The organism is Enterobacter cloacae complex sp. 402C9 (assembly GCF_050030745.1).
In the GTDB taxonomy this organism is placed as follows: Bacteria; Pseudomonadota; Gammaproteobacteria; order Enterobacterales; family Enterobacteriaceae; genus Enterobacter; species Enterobacter intestinihominis.
This window is the reverse complement of the sequence record NZ_JBLGUW010000001.1, coordinates 144,819-163,739: the sequence shown is the minus strand read 5'-3', so window position 1 is coordinate 163,739 and position 18,921 is coordinate 144,819. Positions and strand designations below refer to the sequence as shown.

Below are 18,921 nucleotides of genomic sequence, written 5' to 3'. Positions count from 1 at the left end.
ATCAGGCGAAATAACTCAGAAGCGAATTGATCACCGTACGCTGGTTCACCGGCGCGAGGTTGTAGAACAGGGGCAGGCGGAGCAGACGTTCGCTCTCTTTGGTGGTGTAGCGGTCTTCACCGGCAAACATCCCGAAGGCTTCGCCAGCCGGGCTGGAGTGCAGCGGAATATAGTGGAATACCGCCATAATTTCCGCCTCCTTCAGCCAGGCAATCAGCTTGCTGCGATCGTCGTTATCGCGCAGCTTGATATAGAACATGTGGGCGTTGTGGATGCAGTCTGCCGGAATAGTCGGCAGTTCAATACGTCCGGCTTTAGCCAGCGGCTCCAGCGCGTCGTAGTAGGTTTGCCACAGGGAGAGGCGTTGCAGATTGATTCGCTCTGCCGCTTCCAGCTGCGCCCAGAGATACGCGGCCTGCAAGTCCGCCATCAGGTAGCTTGAGCCGATATCGCGCCAGGTGTATTTATCCACCTGACCGCGGAAGAACTGGCTGCGGTTGGTCCCTTTTTCACGGATCACTTCCGCACGCTCCACAAGGGCACGATCGTTAATCAGCGTCGCGCCGCCTTCGCCGCCTGCGGTGTAGTTTTTGGTTTCGTGGAAGCTAAAGCAACCGATATGACCGATGGTTCCCAGCGCGCGACCTTTGTAGGTGGACATCACGCCCTGCGCGGCGTCTTCCACCACGAACAGGTTGTGCTTTTTGGCGATGGCCATGATGGTGTCCATTTCACAGGCCACGCCCGCGTAATGCACCGGAACAATCGCCCGCGTTTTGTCGGTGATCGCCGCTTCAATCAGCGTTTCGTTGATGTTCATGGTATCCGGACGGATATCCACAAACACGATTTTCGCCCCGCGCAGGACAAACGCGTTCGCCGTGGAGACGAAGGTGTAGCTCGGCATGATCACTTCATCGCCGGGCTGAATATCCAGCAGCAGCGCGGCCATTTCGAGCGATGCGGTACAGGACGGCGTCAGCAGCACCTTGGCACTGTCAAAACGTTGCTCCATCCACTGCTGGCAGCGACGGGTAAAACCACCGTCGCCACAGAGCTTGCCGCTGCCCATAGCCGACTGCATGTAATCAAGTTCAGTGCCCACAACGGGAGGCGCGTTAAATGGAATCATCTTGTCACCTGTATAACCAGTAGGCGGTGGCGTCGATGCTGGCACCACTCGCAATATAACGTTTAAGCGCAGCGGTGTTGCCCATCTGGGTTGCGACCCGCAGCGTCGATACCTGTTGTTGCTCCGCCCAGTGCAGCGCCGCCTGCATGAGTTTTTCGCCCATGCCGCGCCCGGCTAACAAACCAATGCGCGCCTCGTGCTCGTTGAGCCTGCGAAGCGAAACAAAACCCTGAATCTGACCCCCGGCAGTACGGAACACCAGACAGACGTGGTCAAACGTGCCTTTAACCGCATTCTCTATCCACCGGGCATAAAAGCGGCCGCTGTCATCGGGCGCATACCAGGGCGTCCGGAAACGGCTTTGAGCGAAAGCCAGCGCCGCCATCTTGCGCAGCGCGGGGATATCCTGCTCCGTTGCAATTTCCGCGCCCGGTGAGCCGTGGCGGGCCACGGTAACAGAGAGATCAACCTCGCCCTCGACCAGCCGGAATCCGTGCTGCTGGAGCGCGTCCAGCAGATCGGCGCGGTCCGCCGGGATCTTAGCCTGTACGCGCTGCCAGGCGCTGAAGTCTGCGTCCTGCAACGCAGGAGCGTTATCGCGCAGACGCACTATCGCTGAGGGGAGCGAAAAAAATACGCTTTCCCACTCAAGGGACTCCAGCACGCCGTTGAGAGTAATCAACGCCAAACGCCCTTAGTATCAACAATATACTGCTGACGCACGGCATCAGCGGAGACCGCTTTAAACGCATTGTGATCCACCAGCAGCACCAGCACATCCGCCGTCGCCAGCGCGTCATCCAGTGCGGTAAGGGTGCAGTGACCGGCAAGTTTTGCCGGCAACGCATGAATATTCGGCTCAACCACCAGCGTTTCACCGCTGTGCCAGGCTGCGATCGTTTCGGCAATTTCCATTGCCGGGCTTTCGCGAAGATCGTCAATATTCGGTTTGAATGCCAGACCAAAGCAGGCAATTTTCAGCTCACTGGCACGTTTACCGCTGTCGGCGAGGCAATCCGCCACCGTGGCTTTCACCTGGTTGATAACCCAGTGCGGTTTGTGGTCGTTTACTTCGCGCGCGGTGCGAATCAGGCGCGCCTGTTCCGGATTCTGCGCCACGATAAACCACGGATCGACAGCGATACAGTGCCCACCCACACCCGGCCCCGGCTGAAGGATGTTCACGCGTGGGTGACGATTGGCAAGGCGAACAAGTTCCCAGACGTTAATCCCCTGATCGGCGCAAATCAACGACAGTTCATTCGCAAATGCAATGTTAACATCGCGGAAGCTGTTTTCGGTCAGTTTGCACATCTCGGCGGTGCGGGAGTTGGTCACCACGCATTCGCCTTCAAGGAAGATCTTATACAGCTCGCTGGCGCGCGCGGAGCAGACTGGGGTCATGCCGCCAATCACGCGGTCATTTTTAATCAGTTCCACCATCACCTGGCCTGGCAGTACGCGCTCAGGGCAGTAGGCGATGTTGATATCGGCCTGGTCGCCCGCCTGCTGGGGGAAGCTGAGATCGGGACGCGCCTCGGCCAGCCACTGTGCCATCTGCTCGGTTGCCCCAACAGGTGAAGTGGACTCAAGAATAACCAGTGCCCCTTTCTTCAGCACAGGCGCAATGGATTTTGCCGCCGCCTCGACGTAAACCATGTCAGGCTCGTGATCGCCTTTAAAGGGCGTAGGCACCGCAATCAGGTACGCATCGGCTTCTACCGGCGTGGTGCTGGCGCGCAGGAAGCCACCGTCCACCGCCTTTTTCACCACACGATCGAGATCGGGCTCCACGATATGAATTTCGCCACGGTTGATGGTTTCTACCGCATGCGCGTTGATATCTACGCCAATAACCTGCTTTTGACGAGAGGCAAAGGCCGCCGCAGTAGGCAGCCCGATATAGCCGAGACCAACAACAGAGATGGTAGTAAAACTCATAGCGTTACCCGATTGTGTTTAAGTGCGTGCAAAATACGTCCACAAGCCTGCCCGTCCCCGTACGGGTTATGGGCACGGCTCATCGCCTGATACTCTTCTTCGTCATGCAGTAAGCGCGTGACCTCTTCGACAATACGACGCGGATCCGTTCCCACCAGACGCACGGTACCGGCAGTGACCGCTTCCGGACGTTCAGTGATTTCGCGCATCACCAGTACCGGCTTACCGAGGGAAGGCGCCTCTTCCTGAATGCCGCCAGAATCGGTCAGGATCAGCCAGGCGTGGTTCATCAGCCAGACAAATGGCAGATAGTCCTGCGGCTCTATCAGGAGCACGTTTTCCACGTGGCCCAGGATACGGTTGACCGGTTCGCTGACGTTAGGGTTAAGGTGCACCGGATAGACAATCTGCACATCCTCATTCTGCGCGGCGATTTCAGCCAGCGCGTGGCAGATTTGCTCAAAGCCACGGCCAAAACTTTCGCGGCGGTGTCCCGTCACCAGAATCGTTTTCTTGCCGTTGTTCAGGAACGGATAGCGCGCAGCGAGTTCTGCCTGAAGCTCGCTGTTAGCCAGCACGCGGTCACGCACCCAAATCAGCGCATCAATGACCGTATTGCCGGTAACGAAGATTTTGCTGTCGCTGATATTTTCGCGCAGCAGGTTCTGACGTGAGTTCTCGGTTGGCGCAAAATGGTACATCGCCAGGTGACCGGTGAGCGTACGGTTGGCCTCTTCCGGCCACGGGGAATAAAGATTGCCGGTACGCAGTCCCGCTTCGACATGGCCAACAGGGATACGCTGATAGAACGCGGCCAGGCTGGTCGCCACGGTGGTGGTGGTGTCGCCGTGCACCAGCACTACATCCGGCTTGAACGACTCCAGAATAGGCTTTAATTCTTGCAGAATACGGCAGGTGATTTCCGTCAGTCCCTGTCCCGGTTTCATTATATTGAGATCGTAATCCGGGACGATAGAAAAGAGGGTTAAGACCTGATCGAGCATCTCACGGTGCTGGGCAGTCACGCACACTTTCGCTTCAATATCAGGATCTCTGGCCAGCGCATGAACCAGAGGCGCCATCTTGATGGCCTCCGGCCTGGTGCCAAATACGGTTAGTACTTTCACATCGATTCTCTTCGATTAGACGATGAAGGCCGAAGCCTTCATCGTAGACGGCGTTCTTAGTTTGTGCGGCGACGTAATAACGCTACGCCAGCGCCAGTCAGTGCGCCCACAATCCCCCACATGATCATCAGGAATGCGCGACGCGGACTATCGCGTTTTACAGGCTCTTCAGGCGTTCTTAAATAACGATAGGTCTGAAAACGCGGGTCCAGCGTTGGACCGACGTTGAGCGTATTGAGCATGGCGCGGTTTTGGTCGTAATCAAGGTCAAAGTCAGGGCCAACGGCCTGGATATTTTCCAGACGTGCCTGAAGCATTGGGCGACCAAGAAGGAACATTTCTGAATCAGGGAGTTCGTCAGCCGGAACATCCGTTTCGCTACGGGAAATATTGTGCTGTTCCGCAATCTTCAGCGCCTGCTCAATATTATGCACGCGACGGGCGAAGATGGCCTTAGCGACCTCTTCCTGACGTTTGACCTGCGCTTTCATCTGGATAGTTCGCGCAGCCCAGGCGCCTTTCAGCTCGTCATTCAGATGACTGGCCGCACGCTGGCTGGCAAAAGCAACGTACTGACGCAACAGGTTATTGGCGTCCGGCGCCGTTTCCGCAATCAGCTTCACGCTGTCGCTAACGTTACGGAGCACATCGCCAGGCATAAACTGAATGTTGTTGATTAAATCATCCAGCAGCGCGGCATCCGCTTTGCTGTTACCGACCATGCGCTGCTTGTAGTAGTCTGTCTGGGACCAGAAATCGCGACGTGTATCCCACGACGCCAGCTGCATCACAAACTCTTTGTAGGACTCATCCATTACCGAGGCCTGATCCGGGGTCGCCAGATTGGCCTTGATATCAAGATTACGCAGGAATTGCTGCTGGGAGTAGTAGCCTCCAAGCATATTCACCGTTGGTCGGTCTGTGATCGCCGTGGCGCTCCACTCTTGTTTCGCAAAGAAGGTGTAGGCAAGCGCTAACAGCGCGAACCCCAGGCCAATCCCCACAATCCACAGTTTGCCCTGCCATAACACTCGAAACAAACCACGAATATCCAGCTCGTTCTCAGTGCCCACTGATTTCGCTCCCGCCAACGGTTGAGTCATCATAGTCCCGGTTTTACTTAGTTAAAGTTGTGTTTTTGCCACTGTTCCGACGCATCCTGCGTTTTAAACGTTTAATAAAACGCGCGACTTTCCATGCACGCTTGATGCAGTAACCGTACATGAAAAATGCTAGCAAGAATAATACCAACATTACCCATTCAGGAATGAAATGAGCGTATTCCGCGGCAACGCCAATCGCAGCCAGAATAGCAGCCGCTAGCGTAATCAGCACAAAGGCCTGACGAGACGTGAAGCCGGCGCGCATAATCAGATGATGAATATGCTGCCGGTCCGCAGAAAATGGGCTCATTCCTTTACGCAGACGACGATACATAATCGCCACCATATCCATCAGCGGAATGGCAATGATCCAAAGCGCTGTAACCGGGCTGATTGGATGTGTTTTACCCTGAGTGGTTTCCAATAAGATCCAGATAATAGTGAAACCAATCAATGTGCTACCCGCATCGCCCATAAAGACTTTATAGCGACGGCCCAGCGCGCCAAGATTTAAAAGAATATAGGGCAGAATGGCCGCAATCATAGCAAAACACCACATTGCCAGGCTGTATTGACCATCAAACCATAAGATTATGCCAATGGCAGCAAATGAAACACAAGATAGTCCGCCCAATAAACCATCAATCCCATCTACCATATTAAATGCATTGATGGCGACCCATACGGCAAAGAGTGTAAGGAAGTAACCAAACGGCCCAAGTACCATCTCCCAAGAACCAAAAATGTATCCAAGACTGCTAAGGTGAAGGTTTGCCGCCACCATCATGGCAAGAGCAACTGCAGCCTGCACGAAGGCTCGAATTTTTACACTGATATCGTAGCGATCATCAAGTGCCCCCACAACAACCAGAACAGACGCACAGCACAGGTACAGCCTGGCATGTGGGATATAGTAATCCGCGATAGCAAAAGTGAAAGAAACACCTGCAAAAACGGAGATTCCGCCCACCAAGGGAATCATACCTTGGTGCCGTTTACGGAAGTTAGGTTTGTCCACTAAACCGACATATTTTGCTACCTTACGTGCTAAAAAAAGAAAGCAAGTAGTGAACAAAAAAATACTGGTGAGTTCAGCAAACGTATCGAATAGGTTCACAACGGATGTTCTCAACATATGTTAGTCAAAGAAGTATAACCATGATGGCATCAAGCCAGAAGGCATAAAGCACACCTCTTGCGACCCATTTGTTTATTATTCAAGCTATTAATATTTTTACTGTGCGAATTTTCTTATTGTCGCACCGACCGGTCAAAATTGGGAGTGTGTGGTAATAGCGTATAGTCCATAAATAAAAAACGCCACGTAAAAACGTGGCGTTTACTGGGATTATTTGCGTTACGAGCGTTTCATCATGTCGAAGAAATCGTCGTTCGTTTTAGTCATCGCCAGTTTGTTAATGAGGAATTCCATTGCGTCGATTTCGCCCATTGGATGGATGATTTTGCGCAGGATCCACATTTTCTGCAGCTCTTCCTGAGTGGTAAGCAGCTCTTCTTTACGGGTACCGGAACGGTTGTAGTCAATCGCCGGGAAGACGCGTTTTTCTGCGATTTTACGAGAAAGGTGCAGTTCCATGTTGCCTGTACCTTTAAACTCTTCGTAAATAACTTCGTCCATTTTGGAGCCGGTATCGATCAGCGCCGTCGCGATAATGGTCAGGCTACCGCCCTCTTCCACGTTACGCGCCGCACCGAAGAAACGCTTCGGACGATGCAGGGCGTTGGCATCCACACCACCGGTCAGTACTTTACCGGAAGCCGGCACCACGGTGTTGTAGGCACGCGCCAGACGGGTAATGGAATCAAGCAGGATGATCACGTCTTTCTTGTGCTCAACCAGGCGTTTCGCCTTCTCGATAACCATTTCCGCAACCTGAACGTGGCGGGAAGCAGGCTCGTCGAAAGTTGACGCAACCACTTCCCCTTTCACCAGACGCTGCATCTCGGTCACTTCTTCCGGACGTTCGTCAATCAGCAGCACCATCAGCACACAGTCTGGATGGTTGTAAGCAATGCTCTGCGCGATGTTTTGCAGCAGCATGGTTTTACCGGCTTTTGGTGGCGCCACAATCAGACCACGCTGGCCACGACCAATTGGCGATGCCAGATCCAGCACACGAGCGGTTAAGTCTTCAGTAGACCCGTTACCACGCTCCATACGCAGACGAGAGTTCGCGTGCAGCGGCGTTAAGTTCTCGAACAGGATCTTATTGCGGGAGTTTTCCGGTTTGTCGTAGTTGACTTCATTAACCTTCAACAGCGCAAAGTAGCGTTCACCCTCTTTTGGAGGACGAATCTTACCTGAAATGGTGTCACCAGTGCGGAGGTTGAAACGGCGGATTTGGCTAGGGGATACGTAGATGTCGTCAGGGCCGGCGAGGTAGGAGCTGTCTGCAGAGCGGAGGAAACCAAATCCGTCTTGCAGTATCTCCAGCACACCGTCGCCAAAGATATCTTCGCCACTCTTAGCGTGTTGCTTCAGGATGGCGAAAATGATGTCCTGCTTGCGCATACGAGCCTGGTTTTCCAGTCCCATATTTTCGCCGAGAGTGATCAGCTCAGAAACCGGCGTATTCTTTAATTCGGTAAGATTCATAATGGTGTGGGTTCTTAAACTCGGGGTGATTCTCGAACTTAATGTTGTGAATGGTATGGCAGGGTCATCCATGCCTGTTTAGCGGCCATCACCTCATGTCTGTTCGCTGTCTGGTCACAGGGAAAGAACGCAGAACTGAAACGACAAGACGGATTGAGTGACAAGCCCGGAATCTAGCAACTTCACGCACTGTTTAAGTTAACAACGGGAAGTATCGGGTAAAACAAGATTCAAACAACAAGATATGTTTAAAACGTAGTCATAGCTAACTTAGCACGACTAAAGCCGGGCGTCCAGAGCTCACCATTAATTAGGCGCTCTGGACGCTCAGCGGAGAAACCTTACGCCAGGTTAGCGTCCAGGAACTCTTTCAGTTGACCTTTGGACAGTGCGCCCACTTTGGTCGCCGCCACGTCACCGTTCTTGAACAGCAGCAGGGTCGGGATGCCACGGATACCGTATTTTGGCGCGGTGCCCGGGTTCTGGTCGATGTTCAGCTTGGCAACGGTCAGTTTGCCCTGATATTCGTCAGCGATTTCATCCAGAATCGGAGCGATCATTTTGCAAGGACCACACCATTCAGCCCAGAAATCAACGAGGATCAGCCCGTCAGCTTTAAGTACGTCCGTGTCAAAACTGTCGTCAGTCAGGTGAATAATTTTATCGCTCATATATAACTCCACAGGAATAAGCCTGGTACGTTGGTTTTGTCTCCACCAACGACGTGTTGATGTCGCATTAACCAACTAAAGGTTGACTTTATTTCACCGGATACGCTTTCGTAAAGCAATAGTAAGCTGATATTCTACCACACTATGAGCAAAACACATTTAACAGAACAGAAGTTTTCCGACTTCGCCCTGCACCCAAAGGTGATCGAAGCCCTTGAAACTAAAGGGTTTCATAACTGCACGCCCATTCAGGCTCTCGCCCTGCCGCTGACGCTGGCCGGTCGTGATGTTGCAGGGCAGGCGCAAACCGGTACTGGCAAAACGATGGCGTTTTTAACGTCAACGTTTCATTATTTACTTTCTCACCCAGCGATTGCAGACCGCAAAGTTAACCAGCCGCGCGCGCTAATTATGGCCCCGACGCGAGAACTGGCGGTACAGATCCACGCAGACGCTGAGCCCCTGGCGCAAGCCACTGGCCTGAAACTTGGCCTGGCCTATGGCGGCGACGGCTACGATAAACAGCTGAAAGTGCTGGAAAGCGGCGTGGATATCCTGATTGGGACCACAGGCCGTCTTATCGACTACGCTAAACAGAACCATATCAACCTCGGCGCAATCCAGGTCGTGGTGCTGGATGAAGCAGACCGCATGTACGATCTGGGCTTCATTAAAGACATCCGCTGGCTGTTCCGCCGTATGCCTGCGGCAAACCAGCGTCTGAACATGCTGTTCTCCGCAACCCTTTCATACCGCGTACGTGAACTCGCATTCGAGCAGATGAACAATGCGGAATATGTGGAAGTAGAACCGGAGCAGAAAACCGGGCACCGCATTAAAGAAGAGCTCTTCTATCCTTCTAATGAAGAGAAAATGCGCCTGCTGCAAACCCTGATCGAAGAAGAGTGGCCGGATCGCGCGATCATCTTTGCGAACACTAAACACCGCTGTGAAGATATTTGGGGCCACCTGGCGGCAGATGGTCACCGTGTGGGCCTGCTGACCGGCGACGTGGCGCAGAAAAAACGCCTGCGCATTCTCGACGAATTTACTCGTGGCGACCTTGATATTCTGGTCGCGACCGACGTGGCGGCCCGTGGCCTGCACATTCCAGCCGTGACGCACGTCTTTAACTATGACCTGCCAGATGACTGTGAAGACTATGTACACCGTATCGGTCGTACCGGTCGTGCCGGCGCAAGCGGTCACTCCATCAGCCTTGCATGTGAAGAGTATGCGCTGAACCTTCCGGCCATTGAGACCTATATCGGTCACTCTATTCCACAGAGTAAATACAATCCGGACGCGCTGATGAGCGAACTGCCGCCACCTAAGCGCCTTACCCGTCCACGTACCGGTAATGGCCCGCGTCGTTCCGGCGGTGCGCCGCGTAATCGTCGTCGTTCAGGTTAAAAAATGATGCTCAGTTCCACCTCGCTTTATGCGGCAATTGATCTCGGTTCGAATAGTTTTCATATGCTGGTTGTACGCGAGGTGGCGGGAAGCATACAGACGCTGACGCGCATCAAGCGTAAGGTCCGCCTGGCGGCGGGCCTGAGCAGCGATAATCACCTCTCTCCCGAAGCCATGGAACGTGGCTGGCAGTGTCTGCGCCTCTTTGCAGAACGTCTGCAGGACATACCGCATGCCCAAATCCGCGTTGTCGCGACCGCGACGCTCCGTCTGGCGGTTAATGCCGTCGATTTTATTGCCAAAGCGCAGGAAATTCTCGGCTGCCCGGTGCAAGTCATCAGCGGTGAAGAAGAAGCGCGTCTGATATATCAGGGCGTGGCGCACACTACCGGGGGCGACGATCGCCGTCTGGTGGTGGATATTGGCGGAGCGAGTACTGAACTGGTGACCGGCACGGGTGCCCAGGCGACCTCGCTGTTCAGTCTGTCGATGGGCTGCGTAACCTGGCTTGAGCGCTACTTTACTGACCGCAATCTCGCGCAAGAAAACTTCGACGAGGCTGAAAATGCCGCGCGTGAAGTGCTGCGTCCGGTCATGGACGAACTGCGCTACCACGGCTGGAAAGTGTGTGTTGGGGCGTCAGGAACTGTACAGGCGTTGCAGGAAATCATGATGGCGCAGGGGATGGATGAGCGGATCACGCTTGCTAAACTCCAGCAGCTTAAACAGCGCGCCATTCAATGTGGTCGTCTGGAAGAGCTGGAAATTGAAGGGCTGACGCTCGAACGTGCGCTGGTCTTCCCCAGCGGGCTAGCCATTCTCATCGCCATTTTTACCGAGCTAAACATCCAGTGCATGACCCTGGCAGGCGGCGCACTGCGCGAAGGTCTGGTCTATGGGATGCTGCATCTTTCGGTGGATCAGGACATTCGAAGCCGTACGCTACGTAACGTCCAGCGCCGCTTTATTGTGGATACCGATCAGGCGCAGCGAGTGGGCCAACTGGCATCGCTCTTTGCGGATCAGGTTAAATCACGTTGGGATATCGAACCGTTAAGCCGCGATTTGCTGCTAAGTGCGTGTGCGTTGCATGAAATTGGGCTTAGCGTTGAGTACAAGCAAGCGCCGCTACACGCAGCCTGGCTGGTGCGTAATCTCGATTTGCCGGGCTACACTCCCGCGCAGAAAAAATTGCTCGCGACCCTGCTGCTGAATCAAACCAACGCCGTTGACCTCTCTTCACTCCATCAGCAAAACGCTGTACCGCCGCGCGTGGCCGAACATCTCTGCCGCTTACTTCGTCTGGCGATTCTGTTTGCCAGCCGGCGACGCGACGATCTCCTCCCGGCCATTACGCTGGTGGCAGACGATGAAAAACTGACGCTGACGCTGCCGGAAAATTGGCTAGAAGATCATCCGCTTGGAGCAGAGTTGATCGAGCAGGAGTGCCAGTGGCAGAGCTATGTGCACTGGGCGCTTGATGTGAAGTGACCCTTGAAGCGTGCCGGGGGGCGGCTTCGCCTTACCCGGCCTACAAAATTGTTATCCCTTCTCTTTGGCTTTCGCCAGCATGGCGCGTATGTTCGCCATGTTGGCTTGCCCCTTGTGCATCCGCTCTTCAGCGGTAATAGCTTTACGCTCCTGCTCCCAGATAAGATCGTCCTGAGGCAACTCCAGCAGGAAACGGCTCGGCTCCGGGCGCACCAGCTCACCATACTGACGGCGCTCTTTGCACAGCGTAAACGTCAGCTCTTTCTGCGCACGGGTGATCCCCACGTAGGCCAGACGGCGCTCTTCGTCGACGTTATCTTCATCAATGCTGCTCTGGTGCGGCAGCAGGCCCTCTTCCATCCCCACCAGATAGACATACGGGAACTCCAGCCCTTTCGAGGCATGCAACGTCATCAGCTGGACCTGATCGGCTTCTTCTTCACTCTCGCCGCGCTCCATCATATCGCGCAGCGTGAAGCGGGTGACCACCTGCGTCAGGGTCATCGGCTCGTCAATCTCAGATCCTTCAAGCATTTCGGTCATCCAGCTGAAGAGCTGGTTAACGTTTTTCATGCGCATTTCTGCCGCTTTCGGGCTGGCGGAGGTTTCATACAACCAGGATTCGTAATCAATGCCGTGGATCAGATCGCGTACTGCCGCCACGGGCTCGCGCTCTGCCAGACGCTGCACCTCACCCAGCCAGTGGGTAAAGCGGGTTAAGGCGTCATAGCCGCGCCCGGTCAGGGTCTGGCTCAGCCCCATATCGAAGCTGGCGGTGAACAGACTTTTGTTGCGGGTCATCGCCCATTCACCCAGCTTTTGCAGCGTCGCAGAGCCAATCTCGCGCTTCGGCGTATTTACAATGCGCAGGAAAGCGCTGTCGTCATCCGGGTTGGTCAGCACGCGCAGATAGGCCAGCAGATCCTTGATTTCCGGACGCGAAAAGAACGACGTACCGCCGGAGATTTTGTAGGGGATGCGGTTCTGCATCAGCATCTTTTCAAAGACGCGCGACTGGTGGTTACCGCGATAGAGGATCGCGTAATCCTTGTATTCAGTTTTGTTGACGAAGTGATGGGCAATCAGCTCGCCGGTTACGCGCTCCGCTTCGTGCTCTTCGTTATTGGCGCTAAGGACTTTCAGCTCGGTCCCGTAACCCAGTTCAGAGAACAGGCGCTTCTCAAAGACGTGCGGGTTGTTGGCAATCAGGATGTTCGCCGCCTTCAGGATACGCCCGGAAGAACGGTAGTTCTGCTCCAGTTTAATCACCTGCAACGCCGGGAAGTCTTTGCTCAGCAGCACCAGGTTCTGCGGACGTGCGCCACGCCAGGAGTAAATCGACTGATCGTCATCGCCTACGACGGTAAAACGCGCGCGCTGTCCTACCAGCAGCTTCACCAGCTCGTACTGGCTGGTGTTGGTATCCTGGTATTCATCCACCAGCAGGTAACGAATTTTGTTCTGCCAGCGCTCGCGCACCTCTTCATTCCGCTGAAGCAGCAGCGTCGGCAGCAGGATCAGATCGTCGAAATCCAGTACGTTGCAGGCTTTCATATGCGCGTCGTACAGGCCATAGCAGTGGGCAAAGATGCGGTCACGCTCGCCTTTGGCACTTGCCGCTGCCTGGGCCGGCGTCATCAGATCGTTTTTCCAGTTCGAGATCGTTGAGATCAGCTGTTGCAACAGCACTTTGTCATCTTCTATCAGCCCTTCCGTCAGCTCTTTGAGCAGCGCCACCTGGTCGGTGTCATCAAAGAGCGAAAAGTTGGACTTCATTCCCAGCGCCGCGTATTCGCGCTTGATGATATCCAGACCCAGCGTGTGGAAGGTGGAGATCATCAGCCCGCGCGCCTCTTTACGGCCAAGCGTCTGGCCGACGCGCTCTTTCATCTCACGCGCCGCTTTGTTGGTAAAGGTGACCGCCGCGATATGGCGCGCCTGGTATCCACAACCCCGAATTAAGTGGGCGATTTTGTTGGTGATCACGCGTGTTTTACCAGATCCCGCTCCCGCCAGCACCAGGCAGGGTCCGGTGACGAATTCGACAGCTTGTTGTTGTCCGGGGTTTAAACGCATAAATGATCACTCAATGAAAGTCGGGAGAGGAGGAAAAACGCGTGGTAGTATACCGATCGTAAACTCGTTGACTCAAGGCACGATCATGGCAAAAACAGCAGCAGCACTGCATATCCTTGTTAAAGAAGAAAAACTGGCACAGGATCTGCTCGAACAGATTAAAAACGGCGCCGACTTCGGCAAACTGGCGAAGAAACACTCGATTTGCCCGTCAGGCAAACGCGGTGGTGACTTAGGCGAGTTCCGCCAGGGCCAGATGGTTCCGGCGTTTGATAAAGTGGTCTTCTCCTGCCCGGTGCTGGAGCCAACCGGCCCACTGCATACGCAGTTCGGCTATCACATTATCAAAGTGTTATACCGCAACTAATCAAAAGCCCGGTGCATTAACTCACCGGGCTTTTTTATTTGAGTGTTCCAGCGTTCAGATACCGTCGCCGTATTCGAAGGTGTGGTGAATACCGTTAAAGTGCTGATCCATATCCATCGACGGTTTATCGCTGTCTGGCTTACCGACGATGCGCGCCGGGACACCAGCGGCGGTGGTGTGCGGCGGTACAGGCTGGAGCACAACCGATCCCGCGCCAATCTTTGCGCCGCGTCCGACTTCAATATTGCCAAGGATTTTAGCACCCGCGCCGATCATCACCCCTTCACGAATTTTCGGATGGCGATCGCCGCTGGTTTTACCTGTACCGCCCAGCGTAACGGATTGCAGAATCGACACGTCATCTTCGATCACCGCCGTTTCACCGACAACAATGCCGGTGGCGTGATCGAGCATGATCCCGCGGCCAATTTTCGCCGCCGGGTGAATATCGACCTGGAAGGTCACGGAAACCTGGTTTTGCAGGAAGATGGCCAGCGCGCGGCGACCCTCATTCCATAACCAGTGGCCGATGCGGTACGCCTGTAAGGCGTGGAAGCCTTTGAGATACAGCAGCGGCGTGGAGTATTTATCCACCGCCGGGTCACGCGTGCGCACGGCCTGAATATCGCAGGCGGCAGAAGCAATCATTTCCGGATCGGCAGCGTAGGCCTCTTCCACCACCTCGCGAATAGCGATAGCAGGCATGATAGGGGAAGCCAGTTTATTGGCGAGCATGTAGCTCAGGGCGCTGCCGAGATTTTCGTGCTTGAGTAGCGTCGCGTGATAAAAACTGGCCAGCATGGGCTCACAGTCGGCCAACGCTCGGGCTTCGGCTTTAATATTATTCCAGACGATATCCAGTTCTTCACACGGCATTGCTTGCTCCAGACGATAGTTAATGACCAGCCAGTTCTGCGCTGGCTGGGTCATTCAGGTGACGATACTTCCCGGCTAATTGCTGCTGCGCTCGTCCTTGCGCGCACGACCTAATAAGGTCAATGCTGCCTCGCGCGCATTTTTTCCGCAATACAATACCTGATAAATTTCCTCGGTTATTGGCATTTCGACACCGAAACGATGCGCCAATTCGCGAACTTCTTTGGTATTGCGATAGCCTTCAACCACCTGACCAATCTTCTCCTGCGCGCTTTTGACATCGCTACCCTGTCCGAGCATCATGCCAAAGCGGCGGTTACGCGACTGGTTGTCGGTGCAGGTCAGCACCAGATCGCCCAGCCCAGCCATTCCCATAAAGGTGGCCGGATCGGCGCCCAGCGCTTCTCCCAGGCGTGACATTTCGGTCAGGCCACGGGTGATCAGCGCCGTACGCGCATTCGCGCCGAAGCCGATGCCGTCAGACATCCCGGCCCCGATGGCAATGACGTTCTTCACCGCGCCGCCCAGCTGTACGCCGATAAAATCAGGGTTGCTGTACACGCGGAAGCTTTTGCCGCAGTGCAGCAGTTGCTGAAGATCGTCGGAAAATGCCTGGTCGGTGGACGCCAGCGAGATCGCCGTCGGCAAGCCCGCAGCCAGCTCTTTGGCGAATGTCGGCCCGGAGATCACCGCCAGCGGGATCGCTGTTCCCAGCGCTTCGCGGGCAACGTCCTGCAACAGACGTCCGGTTTCCGCTTCCAGCCCTTTCGTCGCCCACACAATACGCGCATCCGCACGCATCAGCGGCTTAATCTGACGCAGGACTTCGCCAAACACATGGCTTGGCACCACAATCAAAATATTGCGGCTGGCCGCCAGCGCGGTCGCGAGGTCGCTTTCCAGATACAGTGAGTCAGGGAACGGAACGTCCGGGAGAAACGCCACGTTGCAGCGGTCGTGTTGCAACGTCGCGATATGTTTTGGATCGTGGCCCCACAGGACCACGTCGTGACCATTTCTTGCCAGTGTGATGGCAAGAGCGGTGCCGTAAGAGCCGGCACCGATCACAGTCATTGACGCATTAACAGTGCTCATCAGGCATCCTGATGTTGTTCGGCACCTTCGCCAGCCTGCTGCTGTAGATAGTTCATAAACAGCGCATCAAAGTTGACTGGCGCAAGGTTCAGTTGCGGGAATGTACCGCGAGAAACCAGGCTGGTGATGCATTCACGCGCATACGGGAACAGAATGTTCGGGCAGTATGCACCCAGGCAATGCGCCATCTGGTTACCTTCGATGCCGCCGATGGAGAAGATACCGCCCTGCTGGACTTCGCACAGGAATGCAGTTTCTTCGCCCAGGGAGGCGGTCACGGTGACACGCAGTACGACTTCATACACGTCATCCGCCAGTTGGGTGGATGCGGTATCCAGATCAAGTTTAACCTCTGGCTGCCAGTCTTTCTGGAAAACGTGCGGCGCATTTGGCGCTTCGAAAGAGACATCCTTGGTGTAGATGCGCTGGATCTGGAAAGTCATCTCGGTGTTGTTTTGTTCTGACATGGAAAAACCCTTTTTAATTGTCCTAAAGTCTCTAGCTCAGCAGCGGATCGAGTCCACCGCGGGCGTCGAGCGCATACAAGTCATCACAGCCGCCAATGTGCTGCGCATCAATAAAAATCTGTGGAACCGTTGTGCGACCACTGCGTTGGATCATCTCTTCGCGTTTAATCGCGTCACCATCAATCGGCAGTTCCTTAAACGTTACGCCTTTGCTGGACAGCAGCGCTTTCGCTCGGTGGCAGAACGGGCACGTTGCTTTGGTGTAGATCTCAATATTGGCCATCACTTAACTCCTTATTTACCGCGCACTAAAGGAAGATTCTCCCCGCTCCAGCCGGAGATGCCTTCTTTCAGCACCGTTACGTTTTCAAAGCCTGCTTTATGCAGTGCGTTGGCAGATTCCTGCGCCTGCATGCCAGTGCCGTCAACAACAATAATCGGCTGGGCTTTATGCTTCTCCAGCTCACCAATGTTGTTCGCTTTAATTTCCGCTGGCAGCAGGTTGATAGCACCTGCAATATGGCCCTTGCGGAAATCGTCGCGCTGACGCAGATCGACAACCACGGCGTCCTCTTTGTTGATCAGACGTGTCGCTTCACCGCGGGTGATCACCTTAATTTTAGACGTCAGTCCCTTAAATGTGGTGAACAGTACAGCGACCAGCAGGCCAATCCACGCGATGCTCAGAACCGGGTGGCGGCTAACGAATTGCATAATTTCTTGCATGGGGGGTAACAACTCCCGACTAAGTGATTAAAAAAACCAGGACAGGAGTATACCTGTGCGCTGTGGCAAATACAGCCAGCGACATAAAGCTAATCTATTTTCTGCGGCATGCCACGTAAAAAAAGCCTCAAAATGGCCTGAGAACAGCCTTGCCCCCGCGCTTTCTTTGATCTTCTGCGGCTATTTTATCGATTCAGCTGTAGTAAAATTACGCAAATTTTTTGTCTCTTGAGCATGAGGTTGTCGCAATGTCGGTTTCTAAAAAACCTATGGTACTGGTGATTCTGGATGGCTATGGCTACCGTGAAGATCAACAGGATAACGCCATTTTCAACGCCAAAACCCCGGTTATGGATGCGCTATGGGCAAAACGTCCCCACACCCTGATTGATGCGTCTGGTCTGGAAGTCGGCCTGCCGGATCGTCAGATGGGCAACTCTGAAGTGGGTCACGTTAACCTGGGCGCAGGCCGTATCGTTTATCAGGACCTGACGCGCCTGGACGTTGAAATCAAAGAACGTACATTCTTTGCCAACCCAACGCTCACCGGAGCAGTTGATAAAGCCGTTGCCGCAGGCAAGGCCGTTCATATTATGGGCCTGCTCTCTGCGGGCGGCGTTCACAGCCACGAAGATCACATCATGGCGATGGTAGAGCTGGCCGCTGAGCGCGGTGCGGAAAAAATCTATCTGCACGCCTTCCTGGATGGTCGCGATACGCCGCCACGCAGCGCAAAAGGTTCTCTGAAAGCCTTTGAAGATAAATTTGCCGCACTGGGCAAAGGCCGCGTGGCATCCATCGTTGGCCGTTACTATGCCATGGACCGCGACAACCGCTGGGACCGCGTTGAGCAAGCCTATGATCTGCTGACCCTGGCAAAAGGCGAGTTCCAGTTCCCGACCGCCGTTGAAGGCCTGGAAGCGGCTTACGCGCGTGATGAAAACGACGAATTTGTGAAGGCAACCGTGATCCGCGCTGAAGGCCAGGCCGATGCCGCTATGGAAGATGGCGATGCGCTGATCTTCATGAACTTCCGTGCTGACCGCGCGCGCGAAATCACCCGCGCCTTCGTCAACAGCGATTTCGACGGTTTCGCCCGTAAGAAAGTGGCGAAGATCGATTTCATCCAGTTGACCGAGTATGCAGCGGATATCAAAGCCCCATGCGCGTATCCACCCGCTTCCCTGGAAAATACCTTCGGCGAGTGGATGGCGAAAAACGATAAAACGCAGCTGCGCATCTCCGAAACTGAGAAGTATGCGCACGTGACCTTCTTCTTTAACGGGGGCGTAGAAGAGCCGTTTAAAGGCGAAGACCGCATCCTGATTAACTCACCGAAAGTCGCCACATACGATCTCCAGCCAGAAATGAGCTCTGCGGAGCTGACCGAAAAACTGGTGACCGCGATCGAAAGCGGTAAATACGACACCATCATCTGTAACTATCCGAATGGCGACATGGTGGGCCACACCGGCGTGATGGAAGCTGCCGTTAAAGCGGTTGAAGCGCTGGACCACTGCGTTGAGCAGGTCGCGAAAGCGGTTGAATCCGTGGGCGGCCAGCTGCTGATCACCGCTGACCACGGTAACGCAGAACAGATGCGTGACCCGGCAACCGGTCAGGCGCATACCGCCCATACCAACCTGCCTGTTCCACTGATTTATGTAGGTGATAAGTCAGTGAAAGCAGTGGAAGGCGGCAAGCTTTCCGACATCGCGCCAACCATGTTGTCGCTGATGGGTATGGAAATCCCTGAAGAGATGACTGGCAAGCCGCTGTTCATCGTGGAATAATCGCTCCCCATGAGGGGAAAGGCGAT

The 18,921-nt window shown here is 54.6% G+C and carries 18 protein-coding genes; 4 read left to right on the top strand and 14 right to left on the bottom strand.

Translation table 11 applies throughout. From position 1 onward, the window contains the following. Position 1: 1 nt before the first annotated feature. The 8 genes from rffA to trxA form a co-directional block, all read right to left on the bottom strand. Positions 2–1,132, bottom strand: a complete 1,131-nt coding sequence (gene rffA, locus ACQG1K_RS00810) for a dTDP-4-amino-4,6-dideoxygalactose transaminase (RefSeq protein WP_367075587.1) — start codon at positions 1,130–1,132, stop codon at positions 2–4. A 4-nt stretch (positions 1,133–1,136) separates the two neighbouring features. Beyond that, positions 1,137–1,814 carry a dTDP-4-amino-4,6-dideoxy-D-galactose acyltransferase gene (rffC, locus tag ACQG1K_RS00805; protein ID WP_023299035.1) on the bottom strand — a complete coding sequence of 226 codons (678 nt, stop codon included), beginning with the start codon at positions 1,812–1,814 and terminating at the stop codon, positions 1,137–1,139. After that, positions 1,811–3,073 (bottom strand): UDP-N-acetyl-D-mannosamine dehydrogenase, encoded by a 1,263-nt coding sequence (wecC, locus tag ACQG1K_RS00800; protein ID WP_023299034.1) that lies wholly within the window; start codon positions 3,071–3,073, stop codon positions 1,811–1,813. The genes rffC and wecC overlap by 4 nt, the downstream gene beginning before the upstream one ends. Then, entirely contained in the window at positions 3,070–4,200 is a 1,131-nt protein-coding gene (gene wecB / locus ACQG1K_RS00795) for a non-hydrolyzing UDP-N-acetylglucosamine 2-epimerase (RefSeq protein ID WP_426720971.1), read from the bottom strand. Before wecB ends, wecC begins: the two co-directional genes overlap by 4 nt. A gap of 56 nt (positions 4,201–4,256) precedes the next feature. Then, on the bottom strand, positions 4,257–5,303 hold the full coding sequence (gene wzzE / locus ACQG1K_RS00790; protein WP_022646646.1) for an ECA polysaccharide chain length modulation protein: 1,047 nt from the start codon (positions 5,301–5,303) through the stop codon (positions 4,257–4,259). Between the two features lie 13 nt (positions 5,304–5,316). Then, entirely contained in the window at positions 5,317–6,438 is a 1,122-nt protein-coding gene (gene wecA / locus ACQG1K_RS00785; RefSeq protein ID WP_047359830.1) for a UDP-N-acetylglucosamine--undecaprenyl-phosphate N-acetylglucosaminephosphotransferase, read from the bottom strand. A 222-nt stretch (positions 6,439–6,660) separates the two neighbouring features. Then, positions 6,661–7,920, bottom strand: a complete 1,260-nt coding sequence (gene rho / locus ACQG1K_RS00780) for a transcription termination factor Rho (RefSeq protein WP_001054528.1) — start codon at positions 7,918–7,920, stop codon at positions 6,661–6,663. Positions 7,921–8,261: 341 nt separating this feature from the next. Continuing rightward, entirely contained in the window at positions 8,262–8,591 is a 330-nt protein-coding gene (trxA, locus tag ACQG1K_RS00775) for a thioredoxin TrxA (protein ID WP_006812392.1), read from the bottom strand. A gap of 144 nt (positions 8,592–8,735) precedes the next feature. Between trxA and rhlB the strand changes: the two genes are divergently transcribed. Together rhlB and gppA are read left to right on the top strand one after the other, a co-directional pair. Beyond that, positions 8,736–10,004 (top strand): ATP-dependent RNA helicase RhlB, encoded by a 1,269-nt coding sequence (gene rhlB, locus ACQG1K_RS00770; protein WP_022646644.1) that lies wholly within the window; start codon positions 8,736–8,738, stop codon positions 10,002–10,004. A gap of 6 nt (positions 10,005–10,010) precedes the next feature. Beyond that, positions 10,011–11,495, top strand: a complete 1,485-nt coding sequence (gene gppA, locus ACQG1K_RS00765; RefSeq protein ID WP_063200598.1) for a guanosine-5'-triphosphate,3'-diphosphate diphosphatase — start codon at positions 10,011–10,013, stop codon at positions 11,493–11,495. A 51-nt stretch (positions 11,496–11,546) separates the two neighbouring features. On the opposite strand, the gene rep is transcribed toward gppA, so the two are convergent. Then, positions 11,547–13,571 (bottom strand): DNA helicase Rep, encoded by a 2,025-nt coding sequence (gene rep / locus ACQG1K_RS00760; RefSeq protein ID WP_367075582.1) that lies wholly within the window; start codon positions 13,569–13,571, stop codon positions 11,547–11,549. 85 nt (positions 13,572–13,656) lie between these two features. On the opposite strand from rep, the gene ppiC reads away from it, so the two are divergent. Beyond that, positions 13,657–13,938 carry a peptidylprolyl isomerase PpiC gene (gene ppiC / locus ACQG1K_RS00755; RefSeq protein WP_006812396.1) on the top strand — a complete coding sequence of 94 codons (282 nt, stop codon included), beginning with the start codon at positions 13,657–13,659 and terminating at the stop codon, positions 13,936–13,938. 54 nt (positions 13,939–13,992) lie between these two features. On the opposite strand, the gene cysE is transcribed toward ppiC, so the two are convergent. From cysE to ACQG1K_RS00730, 5 genes are all read right to left on the bottom strand, one after another. Then, positions 13,993–14,814 (bottom strand): serine O-acetyltransferase, encoded by an 822-nt coding sequence (gene cysE, locus ACQG1K_RS00750; protein WP_022646641.1) that lies wholly within the window; start codon positions 14,812–14,814, stop codon positions 13,993–13,995. 75 nt (positions 14,815–14,889) lie between these two features. Beyond that, positions 14,890–15,909: an NAD(P)H-dependent glycerol-3-phosphate dehydrogenase gene (gene gpsA / locus ACQG1K_RS00745; protein WP_006812398.1), complete on the bottom strand. Its 1,020-nt coding sequence runs from the start codon at positions 15,907–15,909 to the stop codon at positions 14,890–14,892. Then, complete coding sequence (secB, locus tag ACQG1K_RS00740) at positions 15,909–16,376, bottom strand: protein-export chaperone SecB (protein ID WP_003860835.1); 468 nt, start codon at positions 16,374–16,376, stop codon at positions 15,909–15,911. The genes gpsA and secB overlap by 1 nt, the downstream gene beginning before the upstream one ends. Positions 16,377–16,407: 31 nt before the next feature. Then, positions 16,408–16,659 (bottom strand): glutaredoxin 3, encoded by a 252-nt coding sequence (gene grxC, locus ACQG1K_RS00735; RefSeq protein WP_003860837.1) that lies wholly within the window; start codon positions 16,657–16,659, stop codon positions 16,408–16,410. Between the two features lie 11 nt (positions 16,660–16,670). Beyond that, positions 16,671–17,102, bottom strand: a complete 432-nt coding sequence (locus tag ACQG1K_RS00730) for a rhodanese-like domain-containing protein (RefSeq protein WP_003860840.1) — start codon at positions 17,100–17,102, stop codon at positions 16,671–16,673. A gap of 248 nt (positions 17,103–17,350) precedes the next feature. Here ACQG1K_RS00730 and gpmM point away from each other — a divergent pair, with 248 nt between their 5' ends. Further along, on the top strand, positions 17,351–18,895 hold the full coding sequence (gpmM, locus tag ACQG1K_RS00725; protein WP_048966556.1) for a 2,3-bisphosphoglycerate-independent phosphoglycerate mutase: 1,545 nt from the start codon (positions 17,351–17,353) through the stop codon (positions 18,893–18,895). Positions 18,896–18,921: the final 26 nt, after the last annotated feature.

What these genes read in the sequence shown, in the direction of transcription:
- rffA (WP_367075587.1), bottom strand. Translation starts at nt 1,132, where the DNA reads ATGATTCCATTTAACGCGCCTCCCGTTGTGGGCACTGAACTTGATTAC.
- wecC (WP_023299034.1), bottom strand. Translation starts at nt 3,073, where the DNA reads ATGAGTTTTACTACCATCTCTGTTGTTGGTCTCGGCTATATCGGGCTG.
- wzzE (WP_022646646.1), bottom strand. Translation starts at nt 5,303, where the DNA reads ATGACTCAACCGTTGGCGGGAGCGAAATCAGTGGGCACTGAGAACGAG.
- wecA (WP_047359830.1), bottom strand. Translation starts at nt 6,438, where the DNA reads ATGTTGAGAACATCCGTTGTGAACCTATTCGATACGTTTGCTGAACTC.
- rho (WP_001054528.1), bottom strand. Translation starts at nt 7,920, where the DNA reads ATGAATCTTACCGAATTAAAGAATACGCCGGTTTCTGAGCTGATCACT.
- trxA (WP_006812392.1), bottom strand. Translation starts at nt 8,591, where the DNA reads ATGAGCGATAAAATTATTCACCTGACTGACGACAGTTTTGACACGGAC.
- rhlB (WP_022646644.1), top strand. Translation starts at nt 8,736, where the DNA reads ATGAGCAAAACACATTTAACAGAACAGAAGTTTTCCGACTTCGCCCTG.
- gppA (WP_063200598.1), top strand. Translation starts at nt 10,011, where the DNA reads ATGCTCAGTTCCACCTCGCTTTATGCGGCAATTGATCTCGGTTCGAAT.
- rep (WP_367075582.1), bottom strand. Translation starts at nt 13,571, where the DNA reads ATGCGTTTAAACCCCGGACAACAACAAGCTGTCGAATTCGTCACCGGA.
- ppiC (WP_006812396.1), top strand. Translation starts at nt 13,657, where the DNA reads ATGGCAAAAACAGCAGCAGCACTGCATATCCTTGTTAAAGAAGAAAAA.
- cysE (WP_022646641.1), bottom strand. Translation starts at nt 14,814, where the DNA reads ATGCCGTGTGAAGAACTGGATATCGTCTGGAATAATATTAAAGCCGAA.
- gpsA (WP_006812398.1), bottom strand. Translation starts at nt 15,909, where the DNA reads ATGAGCACTGTTAATGCGTCAATGACTGTGATCGGTGCCGGCTCTTAC.
- secB (WP_003860835.1), bottom strand. Translation starts at nt 16,376, where the DNA reads ATGTCAGAACAAAACAACACCGAGATGACTTTCCAGATCCAGCGCATC.
- grxC (WP_003860837.1), bottom strand. Translation starts at nt 16,659, where the DNA reads ATGGCCAATATTGAGATCTACACCAAAGCAACGTGCCCGTTCTGCCAC.
- ACQG1K_RS00730 (WP_003860840.1), bottom strand. Translation starts at nt 17,102, where the DNA reads ATGCAAGAAATTATGCAATTCGTTAGCCGCCACCCGGTTCTGAGCATC.
- gpmM (WP_048966556.1), top strand. Translation starts at nt 17,351, where the DNA reads ATGTCGGTTTCTAAAAAACCTATGGTACTGGTGATTCTGGATGGCTAT.